Source organism: Photobacterium sp. CCB-ST2H9, from assembly GCF_023151555.2.
Lineage (GTDB): Bacteria > Pseudomonadota > Gammaproteobacteria > Enterobacterales > Vibrionaceae > Photobacterium.
Map to the genome: position 1 here is coordinate 123,677 of NZ_CP100425.1, position 12,826 is coordinate 136,502.

Here is a 12,826-nt window from a genome sequence, read left to right on the forward strand (position 1 = left end):
CAGCTCAGCGTTTCAGTGCGAAATGCATAAACTGTCTGCCCCGGTAGGTCAGGGTGCCGCAGTCACCGGGATTCAAGGCATGATAAAAGTGTACACCGACCTGAAATTCACGTTTGGGACCGCCTTTGAGAGGCTGAACATACAGCCAGTATTGTGCGTTGTCACCGTCAGTTGGATGTTCATCAACAGATAAACTTTGTTTATCAAGAATTTGTACCTCAATCTGCTTGTCAGCGGCATGATGGCCTGAAAGATGGCGGCGGTAGACGAAGACAAAGCTGGCAATGGCCAGACTCAGTAATACAGCCAGGATTAGAAACGGAAAAAATGGCATGGCGAACTCCTTCACTCTCAGGCTGCATTATGCTTGAGATGGGCCCGGATTGTCAGTGACGGCGTCAGGTGTTTGTGAGCGGGATTCTCACCAGACGGGTTTGCAAGGGGCTGATCTGCCTGTAAGGTTAAGAAAGAAGGTTTGTGTAGGGAGTAGTGGTTGGTGACGGATATTGAGTTAGTGGTGAGCCGCAGTCGTCGGCTTGAGTATTTACTGAAGCATCATTACCACGCAGAAGGTAAAGGGCTGCATCAGTTGATCACCAGCTGCGAAGAGCGATTGCCGCATGAGATTATTCCCTCGTTGCGATATGTCGCGACCATCCGGAATAAAGTGGTGCACGAAGATGGTTTTGTGCTGGATGACAGCCGGGGGTTTCGCAAAGCCTGTCGTGCATGTGAGAAAGAACTGACGCCCCGGAGTGGTCGTCGGGTCTGGACTGTTGTTGTAATGCTGGTCGTTGGGATGACAGCTCTGGCACTATGGTTTTACTCCAGTAACTGGCATTTGATCAAACTACGGCCTTAATCGTGTAGCGCTCTCTGTGATTGAACAAAAAAAGGTGCCTCAGGCACCTTTTTTTGTTTGGTAATCTTTAGTTTTTGCTTATTAAAGCACAGGCAGCAACATGAGACCGGCGACGACGGCGATCATGACAAGCCCTTGTTTTTGAGAGGAAGATAACATGGTGGTAGGCTCCTTACTGTTGCTGCTGGATTGATGGGGTCTAGAATATCACTTTTTTTACGGTTTGATCAAAGATAAGGTGTGATATTTAGCAATAAATTTACTTTTAGTTGCCATAAATTCCATTGATTGTTCCAAGTAAATTGTCAGAAATGGCTTGTGTGAAAATCGATCAAAAAATTATCTCGACTAATTTTGCGTGTTAATTTGTTGTTTTTATTATATTTTTTGTTTTGTTTTTTATTGCGTGGTATTTTTGTCGTTAATTTCTTTCTTTTTAGCGTTTGGATATTGCTGTCGTCTGATTTTGGGTTGTTTTTGGTAATTTAGTTCTTGTTGATAAAGTCTGGTATACAGTGATTGAATAGTTTGCATACGCTTTCTGTCAGCGCTTGCCATTTTCTCTGTATCACTTGCATCAAAATGCTCAAAAGTCAGCGAATGGGGCTCTGTGATGAATTTTATAGTGGACTTTTCATTTATATATATGTTTTTATTTGATTTTTGTTGTTGGTTTTGAGCGTGATATCTTTCGCTGATAGCGGTATTTTTTGAAAAGATGTTACTGGTTTTTAAGGTAAGGCCCTGTCAGCTTGACTTCGCACGGGTATCACCAGGAAAGAAGACGCAATCGCTGAAACGGCGATGGGATAAGATGGATGAAAGTTGCCAGATTAATCCCAGGAAGAATAAGTTATGTGAAAGTGTGATAGATCACAGAGGTGAGAATTGGACGGGTGAAAGTTATTTCCGGGCTAGACAATCTCATCGGGCTTTTTACACTGTGACAGCTTTGATAACTCTGGTGGACATATGTGGGTCTGGTTAGCCGTCTCTTTTTCAGCTTTGCTGCATATCAATGCCGCTTATCGCGGTCCTCAGTGGCAGTTTTATCTCTTTAAGCCGTTTACAATCGTGTTGTTGCTGGCAACGGCTTTTCAGTTTGGCAGCGGTGATCTTTATCAGCAGGTGATTGTTGCCGGGTTGCTGTGCTCTGTGGTGGGCGATATCTTTCTGATGCTGCCCAAAGACAGGTTTGTTGCCGGCCTGACGAGTTTTCTGCTGGCGCATATTGTGTATTCTTTCGCATTCTGGGGAGAATTGGCGGCGCCGATCGTCTGGTGGTTGCCGGCGTTGCTGGGCGGTGCCGGAATTATTGTGTATCTGCTGCTGCTGCCGTCTCTTGGCCGTCTGGCAATACCTGTGGCGGTTTATGTTGCCGTCATCCTGCAAATGACCTGGGCTGCCGGTGAGTACTGGCTTACCACGCGAACTGGCGCCGGGCTGGCCGCGTTTGCCGGAGCGCTGATGTTTCTGGTCTCGGATACGCTGCTGGCACTGGATCGTTTCCGGGGCAGCTTTCGTGCCGCGACGGGCAGTATTATGACGACTTATTATCTGTCCCAGTCATTGCTGGTCATCAGCGTTCTGCTACGCTGAATCTGAGCAGCAGAAGGACGGGGTATGGCATTCACCTGGCAGTCGGTTTACCGGGCTGGAAACAGCCTTGAAGCGCACACCCTCAAAGGTTTGCTGGAACATGCCGGGTTACGGGTTCGCCTGACGGGGGAAAACCTCAGTTCAGCAGCAGGTGAGCTGCCGGCAGATGTGGTGGAAGTGATGCTCTGGGTACCGGAGGATGAATCCATCCGGGCAAGAGAGCTGCTTGCTGGTTATGAAAAGGGCAGTCAGAAGAAATGGCAATGTCCGGATTGCGGTGAACTGAATGAAGGCCAGTTCGACTGGTGCTGGCAGTGCGGGACGGACAGACCGGAGAGCTGAATCGCGATGGCCTGAATCGTACGAAGATAAAAGAAGGGTGCCTGATGGCACCCTTGTTATGTTTACATCATGTGCTTGCGACGAATATCCAGCAGGGCAAAAATCCCGAAAGCCAGAATGGACCACTTTTCCCACCGCCCCAAAGTCAGCTTATCGCCGAAGGCGCCGAGAAATATCAGCATTTGCAGGCCATGCATCGCCAGCAAAAAGGCCGTCATGATATAGAGTGCAATCGCAGCCACGCCTGGAAACGGGTTGAACAGGTTGAGCAGTAGTACAGCCCAGACAAAACCGATTGCAATTTTGGCCAGTAGAATCAGCGTTTTCATAGTTCCTCTCTTTGATACAGCCGGTAGCTGACCTGACCTGCCGTTTTCTCTTTCAGCAGCTGCCAGTGTTCCGGGGTGTCAGGTAAGCCGAGCTCTTTCTCGGCTTCCAGATAAATCAGGGCCTCAGGTGCCAGCCAGCCGTTGGATTCCAGCAGGCGGAAGACATCCGACAGCATGTCACGGCGAAATGGCGGATCGATAAACACCAGATCAAAGGCGGTACCGGGATTGGCCAGATACGTCAGGGTATCTGTCTGGTGCAGCGTGGCCTGAGTCGTTCCCAGTGTGTCCAGGTTACGCTTGAGCTGACCGGCGGCTTTGCTGTCCAGCTCCAGCAGCGTCAGGTGGTTCGCGCCGCGGGACAAGGCTTCCAGTCCGAGACTGCCGCTGCCGGCAAACAAATCCAGGCATCTGGCACCATGGATTTCCGGTGCCAGCCAGTTAAAAACGGTCTCTTTGACACGGTCGGTGGTGGGGCGCAGCCCGGCGACATCATGGACCGGCAGTTTGCGTCCCCGCCAGCGGCCACTGATGATACGCACAAAGCCTCCCTGGCTGGGTTTGTTAGCCTTGTGTCCGGATTGTGTCTTACGTCTTGTCATACATTTCTTCGACCGTAGAGAAAGTGATAGTATACATGGGCCTGATTATCTTTGTGTTTGTCACTGTCGCCAGGTTACCCGACAGGGAGCACTGTACAGCAAATACAAGCCCAAAGATAAACAGGCCATTTGTTTTCAGGCCGCAAATTGTATCAATCAATTTCCAGGATTTGCCAATGGCAGAAAAAAAGAAGCGCGGATTATTTTCATGGCTGGGTTTTGGCGCGGAAGAGCAGACCGAGCAACAGGAACAACAACAGCAGCAAGAAGCCGTTGAGGCTGAGCAGACTCAGGACGTTGCGACAGCCACTGAGACTCCGGAGGTCACAGCACCGGACGCAGAGCCGGCTGAAGATGTGACTCAGGCACAGCGTGAAGAAGCCCCGGAATTACCGGAGCAGAGCGCCTATCTGGATGTGGAAGCTCAGGCACAGGATCATCCGGTTGCTGAAGCAGAGCACCCGGTCGAAGCTGTGGCTGAGGAACAGCCTGAAGTACAACCTGAAACTGAAATTCCGGCAGTTGTTTCAGAACCAGCAGTACAGGAAAAGCCGCAGCGTGAAGGTTTTTTCAGCCGTTTGATGAAAGGCTTGAAGAAAACCCGGAATCAACTGGGCTCGGGCTTCTTCGGTCTGTTCCGCGGCAAGCAGATTGATGATGATCTGTTTGAAGAGCTGGAAGAGCAGCTGCTGGTGGCTGATGTCGGGATGGATACAACGCTCAAAATCATCGAAAGCCTGACGGAAAAAGCGGACCGCAAGCAACTGAAAGACGGCGAGGCCCTGTACGGTCTGCTGAAAGATGAACTCAGTGACATGCTGGCCAAAGTGGAGCAGCCGCTGGTGATCGATACCAGCCGTAAGCCCTACGTCATTTTGATGGTTGGCGTGAACGGCGTGGGTAAAACCACGACCATCGGGAAATTGGCGAAGCAGTTCCAGAGCCAGGGCCTGTCTGTCATGCTGGCTGCAGGAGATACATTCCGTGCCGCTGCTGTGGAACAGTTGCAGGTGTGGGGTGAGCGCAACAACGTGCCTGTGGTCGCGCAGCATACCGGGGCAGACAGTGCTTCCGTGATTTACGATGCCATTGAATCTGCGAAAGCACGCAAGGTGGATGTCGTGATTGCTGACACTGCAGGTCGTCTGCAAAACAAAGGCAATCTGATGGAAGAACTGCGTAAGATTGTCCGGGTGATGCAGAAGATCGACCCGCTGGCGCCGCATGAAATCATGCTGACGGTGGATGCCGGTACGGGTCAGAATGCGATCAGCCAGGCCAAGTTGTTCAGCGAAGTGGCACCGGTGTCTGGTATTACACTGACCAAGCTGGATGGTACCGCCAAAGGTGGTGTAATTTTCGCCATTGCCGATCAGTTCAACATTCCAATCCGTTACATTGGTATCGGGGAAGGCATTGAAGATTTACGTCCTTTTGCCGCCCAGGAATTTATTGAGGCACTGTTTAGCGACGAGGAATAAGCGTGATTCAGTTTCAGCAGGTCAGTAAAGCATACCGGGGTGGCCGACAAGCCCTGCAAAAAGTGAATTTTCACCTGGGTAAAGGTGAGATGGCCTTCCTGACCGGTCATTCCGGGGCAGGGAAGAGTACATTACTGAAACTGATTGCAGCAATTGAGCGGCCGAGTGATGGCCGCATTTTCTTTAACGAGCATGACATCACCCGGATTGACAGTCATCAAATCCCCTTTCTGCGCCGCCATATCGGGATGATTTTTCAGGATCACCGACTGCTGATGGACAGAACTGTGTTTGAGAATGTCGCGCTGCCGTTGCAGATCGCCCAGTCTCCGCCCGGGGATGTGAAACGCCGGGTGTCTGCAGCGCTGGATAAAGTCGGCTTGCTGGATAAGGCGCAATGCCTGCCGATCCAGCTTTCCGGCGGGGAACAGCAACGGGTGGGGATTGCCCGTGCCGTTGTGAACAAGCCCCTGGTGGTCCTGGCGGATGAACCGACCGGAAACCTGGATGCAGATTTGTCTCAGCAGATGATGGCACTGTTTGCAGAATTTAACCGGGTGGGCGTCAGCGTGCTGATGGCGACACACGACACGTCTTTACTGAACCGGCATGCCTACCGTCGTCTGGATCTGCACAATGGCATGATGCGCGAGGTGATTTATGGCGCGTGAATCCCAAAGCTGGCTGGCGATGCAGCGACAGGTTTGTAAGCAGGCACTGACAGATTTGTGGCGTCGTCCGCTGGGGAATGTGCTGACTCTGGCCGTACTGACTGTGGCCCTGACGTTGCCGGCGTGCTTTTACATCGCCGCAAAAAATATCAGCATTGTCAGTCAGGCGTGGCAGAATCCGACGCAGTTGACAGTGTATCTGGCTTCCGGCAGCGGTGATGCTGAAGCCCGTCAGTTGCTTGAGCGTGTGTCGGGCTGGCAGGAAGTCGCACAGACAGACTATATTTCTCCTCAGCAGGGGCTGGAGGAATTTCGCAATCATGTCGGGTTTACCAAGGCTTTAAGTCTGCTGGATGAAAATCCGCTGCCTGCCGTGCTGGTGATTAAACCGACGGTGCAGTGGCAGAGCAGTGCCGCCGCAGCGCGGCTGGCTGAAAAGCTCAGAGATCTGGCCGGTGTGGATGATGTCAGACTCGACAGTGACTGGCTGCAGCGGCTTGAGGCCATTCAGCAGCTCAGTGTGTCCCTGGCGATGCTGATGGCCGGGCTGATGCTGCTGGCAGTGTTCCTGATTGTCGGAAATACGCTGCGTTTGCAACTGCAAAACCAGAAAGAAGCGGTTCAGGTGATGAAGCTGGTCGGTGCGACCAACACCTATATTCTGAGGCCGTTTCTGTATACCGGCGCATGGTATGGCTTACTGGCATCGGTCTTTGCGTTAGTGCTTACTACGCTGGTGTGCTTGATGATTGAAAGTGCAGTGGATAAACTGGCGTTGTTGTATGGCAGTGATTTTCACTTAACAGGCCTGGCCTGGGATGAATGCCTGTTGCTGATCATGTTGTCGTCGCTGCTTGGGGTGCTGGCTGCACGTCTCAGTGCTGGGAGGCACTTAAAAGAAATTGAACCAATCTGATGTAACGCACTCTACCTAGAGGATGTGCGCTTGCATTTTGTGCAGCATTACAGGCATTATTGTCGGTCAGGCAGCTTAATCACTGCCTGATTTACGTGAAAGTCCAGAGTAAAAGGCTCTGGCGATGAATCCACAGGGGTTGCTTGAATGACAAAAGAGATGACTTCATTAGCTTTAGTTTCTGCCGACAGTCTGGAAGGTTATATCCAGTCTGTGAACAGCTATCCGATGCTGACAGCTGAGCAGGAACGCGAGTTAGCTGAGCGTCTGCATTATGAAGGCGATATTGAGGCTGCACGCGGTCTGGTATTGTCCCACCTGCGTTTTGTAGTCCATGTTGCCCGCGGTTATTCCGGTTATGGTCTGCCAATGGCTGATCTGGTACAGGAAGGAAACATCGGTCTGATGAAGGCCGTGAAGCGTTTCAACCCGGAAGTCGGGGTGCGCCTGGTGTCTTTTGCTGTTCACTGGATTAAAGCTGAGATTCATGAATACGTGCTGCGTAACTGGCGGATCGTCAAAGTGGCGACGACCAAGGCGCAGCGCAAGCTCTTCTTCAATCTGCGCAAAGCCAAAAAGCGTCTGGGCTGGTTCAACAATGAAGAAGTCGAAATGGTGGCAGAGCAGCTGGGAGTAGAGACCAGCGAAGTGCGCGAGATGGAATCCCGTCTTGCCGCGCAGGATGCAACGTTCGACATGCCAGTTGATGAAGATGAACGTGACAGCAGCTATGCGGCACCGGTGTACTTCCTGGAAGATAAGTCTTCGGATGTGGCACTCAGCTATGAGGAAAATAACTGGGAAAGCCATGCGAATAATCGTCTGTCAGTGGCATTATCGAACCTGGATGATCGCAGCCAGCATATTGTCCGCTCGCGCTGGCTGGATGATGACAAAGCGACGCTGCAGGATTTGGCGGATCATTATGGTGTTTCGGCTGAGCGTATTCGTCAGCTGGAGAAAAATGCCATGCGCAAACTGAAAGATGCTGTGGGTGAAGCCCTGTAAGGATCCAGACAAACGGATGATCCTGTGAGGCTTAGGATCTTTCCGGGAAACTGGATTTTCTATCCACAGTGTTATTGAATGAGAAAACCGGCTGATGGCCGGTTTTTTTGTTTCTGAAGTCAGGGAATACGGCGGGTTGCGGATCTCTGGTTACTTTTGTCGAGATGCTCGAAAATTATTATCCACAGTGTTTTCCATGATCTTTACTACATCTAGTGGATCCTCTTTGACTCCAACACATTATCAACGCTATTCACAGTCTTTTCCACAGATGGTGAAAGGATGATCAGTGAAAAAGGATGAGAAAACAGTGGCGAGGCTAAGTACGGAGTTTGTAAGGCGTATTCACGCTGGTCGGACACCAGCCGCCCCGGCTGATTTTTTCAAAGCTGTGAGTAACTGAGTGAGGTATACTGGCGGGCAGCATCCTGGCTGAGGTTTCCCCTGAAAATGATTCGGGTTTACCTTGTCTGATTTTGATCGATCCCTCTGAAAGGATCGTGCATTTTTCTGGTGACAGCCGAACGATCCGGGCTGTCGCCGATGATAAACACTGGAATGAGGCTTTCATGGAGCAGTTTGAACATATTTCTGTTGAGCAGGCGTACACATTAATTCAGCAGCAGGAGAGCCGCGCTGTGCTGGTCGATATTCGCGATCCTCAGTCCCATACGTTGTCCCGTCCGGACGCTGCGTTTCACCTGACCAATGATTCCATCGTCCAGTTTATGGATGAGGTTGATTTCGACCAGCCGGTAATTGTCATGTGCTACCATGGGATCAGTTCACAGGGTGCCGCACAGTACCTGATCAATCAGGGATATGAGACGGTCTACAGCATGGATGGCGGATTTGAGGCCTGGCGCCGCGAATCTTATCCTTGTGTGGGTCAATGATCCGTCTCAGATCAGTGCCTGACATGTAACCGTTGAAAGGGAACCGAAAATGCAGCGAATTGCCGTGCTCGATAATCCCCGTATGGCGCAGGCTTTTATTGATTATATGGCCTCGCGCGGCATTGAGCTGAGACTGGCTTCGGAGCCTGGCGGGCAGTTTGCTATCTGGTTAGCGGATCTGCAGCATCAGGTGGAAACGGAAGCAGAATGGAAGCAGTTTGTCAGCCATCCGGATGATCAGAAATATCTTGCGGCTTCCTGGCAGGTCGCCCGCACGGGTTCTCAACCCCAGTTCAGGTATGAGAGCCCGAGTTTGATTGCGATGGTGAAAGCACAGGCCGGACCGGTCTGTCTGAGCGTCATGGTCCTGACCATCGTCATTTATGTCGGCTGGATATTGGGCTGGCAGCGGCCTTTATTTGACTGGCTGCACTTTCCGCTGATGCAAGGCGATGGGTGGGAACTCTGGCGCTATGTGTCACACAGCCTGCTTCATTTCTCATTACTCCATATTGTGTTTAATTGCCTGTGGTGGTGGATTTTGGGCGGGCAGTTAGAGCGTCACAGCGGTAGCGGGAAACTGCTGGAAATCTTTCTCCTGTCAGCGCTGATCTCCGGCATGGCACAGTTCTGGGTTAATGGCCCGAATTTCGGTGGCCTCTCTGGCGTCGTGTATGCGTTGATGGGCTATCTCTGGTGGCTGGGCTGGCTGGCGCCGTCACGGGGGCTGAGTATCCCGAACAATATTGTTGTCTTCATGCTGGTGTGGCTGGTACTGGGTTTTGCCGACATCCTCGGTATCAAGATAGCGAACATGGCTCATTTATTCGGACTGGTGACAGGCTGTTTACTGGCTTTTGTCGATGCACGTCTGCGCCACCCCGAGAATCAGGCGCAATGAGCTTTCCTTCAGGAGTGGGATCCCCTCTCTGGCAAGAGGCGGGATTGCCCAGTAAGATGAGCAGGCCGTGGATACCCGGGCATTACGGTTATTTGATCTTCGTTTATCAGGAGCAGTTACAGCAGTGAAGCAAAGCAAACGTCATCAGGAGATCGTCGATCTCGTGAAAACCCAGGGCTATGTCAGTACTGACGATCTGGTTGCCCGATTTCATGTCAGCCCGCAAACCATCCGCCGTGATCTGAACGAACTGGCAGAAGAGAATAAAATTCGCCGTCACCACGGTGGGGCGACGGTGCCGTCCAGTTCGGTGAATACCTCCTATACGACCCGGAAAGTGATGCAACTGGCTGAGAAAGACCGGATAGCGCAGGCGATGGCCAAGCATATTCCGGATGGCGCAACCCTGTTTATTGATATTGGCACGACCCCGGAAGCTGTGGCCCGCGCCCTGCTGAACCATACCGATTTAAGGGTGGTGACCAACAACCTCAATGTTGCTGGTATCCTGACGGGTAAAGATGATTGCCGGGTGATTCTGGCCGGTGGCGAGGTGCGAAACCGTGACGGCGGTATCGTGGGTGAGGCCACGCTGGACTTTATTTCACAGTTTCGGCTCGATTTCGGCATTATCGGGATCAGCGGTATTGATCTGGATGGCTCATTGCTGGATTTCGACTACCATGAAGTCCGGGTGAAGCAGGCGATTATTGAGAACAGCCGTTGTGTCATGCTGGGCGTTGACCATACTAAGTTCGGCCGGAACGCGATGGTCAACCTTGGTGATATCAGTCAGGTGGATATGTTGTTCACCAATAAAACGCCGCCTGAGCCGCTGGCGAAGCGGATGGCGGAGCTGGAAACTCATCTCGAAATTATTTCCGACTGAAGATTTCAAATTTGAGCGTTTTCGCTCATTTGTGCTCAGACTGATCTCATATCTGCCCCTGAATACTGACAAAGCTGCCCGAACAGGCAGTTTTTTTTGTGCGTATGATCATATTGGTGTCATATTTCGAGCATAAAAAAGATGATGTCGACGTCGTTTTTGTCTATATTGAGCGATATCGAACATAAAATCGAAATGATGACTTTCGAATGCATGTCCTAATATAAAGCAGAGAGGGATGCAGACGAGTCGATCAATGAAGGGTACAGGTGAAAGGCATGACAGCAGCAAATGAGATTCTGGACATCATCGTCGTCGGCGGTGGGATTAATGGTGCCGGTATAGCGGCCGATGCGGCAGGGCGTGGTCTCAAGGTCGCATTGTTTGAAGCTGAAGACTTTGCCTCGGCGACGTCATCGGCCAGTTCCAAACTGATCCATGGTGGTTTGCGTTATCTGGAGCATTACGAGTTTCGTCTGGTGGGTGAAGCTCTGGCGGAGCGTGAAGTATTGCTGCGAAAAATCCCGCACATTGCCAAGCCGATGCGATTCCGTCTGCCTCATCGCCCGCACCTGAGACCCGCCTGGATGATCCGTGCCGGTCTGTTCCTTTATGATCACCTGGGCAAACGCACGACGCTGCCAGGGAGTGAAGGACTGCGTTTTGGCAATGACTCGGCTTTGGTACCGGAAATCACCCGTGGTTTTGAATATTCCGACTGCTGGGTGGATGATGCCCGTCTGGTGGTACTCAATGCAATGGAAACTGCTGCCCGTGGCGGCGAAGTCCGGAACCGTTGCCGCGTCGAGAAAGCGGAGCGGGATGGCGACATCTGGCGCGTCACTGTCCTGGACAGCCTGACAGGTGAGCGATTTGTGCGCCGCTCACATGCGTTAGTCAATGCGGCTGGTCCATGGGTGAAAACATTCTATGATACCAGCTTGGAGACTCCGTCTCCGCGTAATATCCGACTGATTAAAGGTTCGCACATCGTGGTGCCTCGTGTGCATGATGAGCCTCAGGCCTATATTCTGCAGAATGAAGATCAGCGTATCGTGTTCGTGATTCCTTATCTGGACCGCTTCTCAATCATTGGGACCACGGATGTGGAATATCACGGCGATCCGCGTCAGGTCGCAATCGATGAAGACGAAATCCGCTACCTGCTGAAAGTGTACAACGCACACTTCAAACACAAGCTGCAACGGACGGATGTGGTGTGGACTTACTCTGGTGTGCGTCCGCTGTGTGATGATGAATCCGATTCACCGCAGGCCGTGACCCGGGACTACACCCTGGAACTGGAGCAGGAAGGCTCACAGCCGCCGCTGTTGTCTATTTTCGGCGGTAAGCTGACAACGTACCGGAAACTGGCCGAGGCAGCCTTGCGCAAACTGGCTCCTTTTTTCCCGAATATGGGCTCCGCCTGGACTGCCGATGCTTGTCTGCCGGGCGGGGAAGCGGGTTTTGATCTGTCGCGCTTAAGCCGCGAACTGCAGACACGTCATGAGTGGCTGAATGCCTTCACAGCTGAGCGGCTGGCAACCAACTACGGCACCCTGTGCTGGCAGGTGCTGGACGGTGTGAACAGCGAAACCGATATGGGGCAGCATTTTGGTGAAGGCTTCTACGCCCGTGAGCTGGATTACCTGATGAATCATGAATTTGTGAGTAATGCAGAAGATGTCCTGTGGCGACGTAGCAAACTGGGTCTGTATCTGAACAGCGAACAACAACAGGTGGTCGCTGAGTATATTGCGGCAAAGCGTGATGGTGCCCATGCTGCGGCATAAGATTTTAACGGGAAACTAAGAACAAAGGCGCTCATTGAGCGCCTTTGCTTTTTTGGAAAGGGGTTTACTGATACAAATACTTGGTAAAGAGCAGTTCGGTCAGTAATTTTTGATTGGTTTCTGCAATCAGCAAATCATTCACTTTGTTCAGACATAGCTGACGAATGGCTTCTCGGCCGGCCAGTGATTTGATTTTGGCTTCCGGTTGTTCACCGATGATCTGAATAATGGCGTCCCGGATCAGCGGGGCGTGGTGTTCGACCAGCGGCAGAAAGTCAGGATCGGCGACCATCAGATCCACCTGCAGACGCAGGTAACCCAGCTTTTTGCCCTGGGTGGTGTAATTGGTGGTGATATCCGGCGTCAGTGTAAAATAGCTGTACTGCGGTGTACCGGATGGTGCTGCTTGAGCAAAAGCGGGCTGATTCAGGGTCAACAGCAGCACCGCAAAGGTCAGGAGTAGAGATTTCATCTTGCTATCCATCTGTGTCTGGGAAAAATCTGTTACCCAAGTGCCTACTTTGGCGAGGAATGATA

Annotated in this window: 15 protein-coding genes; 11 read left to right on the forward strand and 4 right to left on the reverse strand. The window is 51.7% G+C overall.

Translation table 11 applies throughout. From position 1 onward, the window contains the following. Positions 1–4: 4 nt before the first annotated feature. Positions 5–334, reverse strand: a complete 330-nt coding sequence (locus tag L4174_RS00560; protein ID WP_248144544.1) for a DUF2500 domain-containing protein — start codon at positions 332–334, stop codon at positions 5–7. A gap of 162 nt (positions 335–496) precedes the next feature. Here L4174_RS00560 and L4174_RS00565 point away from each other — a divergent pair, with 162 nt between their 5' ends. The 3 genes from L4174_RS00565 to L4174_RS00575 all read left to right on the forward strand — a co-directional run bounded on the left by L4174_RS00565 (position 497) and on the right by L4174_RS00575 (position 2,803). Beyond that, the gene (locus L4174_RS00565) at positions 497–862 is read left to right on the forward strand and encodes a DUF4145 domain-containing protein (RefSeq protein WP_248144543.1); all 366 of its coding nucleotides are present in this window, start codon (positions 497–499) and stop codon (positions 860–862) included. 972 nt (positions 863–1,834) lie between these two features. Then, a complete protein-coding gene (locus L4174_RS00570) occupies positions 1,835–2,461 on the forward strand; it encodes a lysoplasmalogenase (RefSeq protein WP_248144542.1) in 627 nt (208 codons plus the stop codon). 24 nt (positions 2,462–2,485) lie between these two features. Beyond that, positions 2,486–2,803: a DUF2007 domain-containing protein gene (locus L4174_RS00575; RefSeq protein ID WP_248144541.1), complete on the forward strand. Its 318-nt coding sequence runs from the start codon at positions 2,486–2,488 to the stop codon at positions 2,801–2,803. Between the two features lie 62 nt (positions 2,804–2,865). Here the strand turns inward: L4174_RS00575 and L4174_RS00580 are convergent, their stop codons facing one another. Beyond that, a complete protein-coding gene (locus L4174_RS00580; protein ID WP_248144540.1) occupies positions 2,866–3,132 on the reverse strand; it encodes a DUF1145 domain-containing protein in 267 nt (88 codons plus the stop codon). Next, positions 3,129–3,734 carry a 16S rRNA (guanine(966)-N(2))-methyltransferase RsmD gene (gene rsmD, locus L4174_RS00585; protein WP_248144539.1) on the reverse strand — a complete coding sequence of 202 codons (606 nt, stop codon included), beginning with the start codon at positions 3,732–3,734 and terminating at the stop codon, positions 3,129–3,131. Before rsmD ends, L4174_RS00580 begins: the two co-directional genes overlap by 4 nt. Before the next feature lie 176 nt (positions 3,735–3,910). On the opposite strand from rsmD, the gene ftsY reads away from it, so the two are divergent. The 8 genes from ftsY to glpD all read left to right on the forward strand — a co-directional run bounded on the left by ftsY (position 3,911) and on the right by glpD (position 12,289). After that, on the forward strand, positions 3,911–5,215 hold the full coding sequence (gene ftsY / locus L4174_RS00590) for a signal recognition particle-docking protein FtsY (protein WP_248144538.1): 1,305 nt from the start codon (positions 3,911–3,913) through the stop codon (positions 5,213–5,215). A 2-nt stretch (positions 5,216–5,217) separates the two neighbouring features. After that, complete coding sequence (ftsE, locus tag L4174_RS00595; protein ID WP_248144537.1) at positions 5,218–5,886, forward strand: cell division ATP-binding protein FtsE; 669 nt, start codon at positions 5,218–5,220, stop codon at positions 5,884–5,886. Then, entirely contained in the window at positions 5,876–6,802 is a 927-nt protein-coding gene (gene ftsX / locus L4174_RS00600; RefSeq protein ID WP_248144536.1) for a permease-like cell division protein FtsX, read from the forward strand. The genes ftsE and ftsX overlap by 11 nt, the downstream gene beginning before the upstream one ends. A 147-nt stretch (positions 6,803–6,949) precedes the next feature. Further along, complete coding sequence (rpoH, locus tag L4174_RS00605; RefSeq protein ID WP_248144535.1) at positions 6,950–7,810, forward strand: RNA polymerase sigma factor RpoH; 861 nt, start codon at positions 6,950–6,952, stop codon at positions 7,808–7,810. A 569-nt stretch (positions 7,811–8,379) separates the two neighbouring features. Next, positions 8,380–8,706 carry a thiosulfate sulfurtransferase GlpE gene (gene glpE / locus L4174_RS00610; RefSeq protein ID WP_248144534.1) on the forward strand — a complete coding sequence of 109 codons (327 nt, stop codon included), beginning with the start codon at positions 8,380–8,382 and terminating at the stop codon, positions 8,704–8,706. Positions 8,707–8,755: 49 nt separating this feature from the next. Continuing rightward, complete coding sequence (gene glpG / locus L4174_RS00615; protein ID WP_248144533.1) at positions 8,756–9,607, forward strand: rhomboid family intramembrane serine protease GlpG; 852 nt, start codon at positions 8,756–8,758, stop codon at positions 9,605–9,607. A gap of 124 nt (positions 9,608–9,731) precedes the next feature. After that, positions 9,732–10,496 carry a DeoR/GlpR family transcriptional regulator gene (locus L4174_RS00620; RefSeq protein WP_248144532.1) on the forward strand — a complete coding sequence of 255 codons (765 nt, stop codon included), beginning with the start codon at positions 9,732–9,734 and terminating at the stop codon, positions 10,494–10,496. 278 nt (positions 10,497–10,774) lie between these two features. After that, the gene (gene glpD, locus L4174_RS00625) at positions 10,775–12,289 is read left to right on the forward strand and encodes a glycerol-3-phosphate dehydrogenase (protein WP_248144531.1); all 1,515 of its coding nucleotides are present in this window, start codon (positions 10,775–10,777) and stop codon (positions 12,287–12,289) included. Between the two features lie 64 nt (positions 12,290–12,353). Here the strand turns inward: glpD and L4174_RS00630 are convergent, their stop codons facing one another. After that, positions 12,354–12,761 carry a flagellar basal body-associated protein FliL gene (locus L4174_RS00630; protein WP_248144530.1) on the reverse strand — a complete coding sequence of 136 codons (408 nt, stop codon included), beginning with the start codon at positions 12,759–12,761 and terminating at the stop codon, positions 12,354–12,356. Between the last annotated feature and the right edge of the window lie 65 nt (positions 12,762–12,826).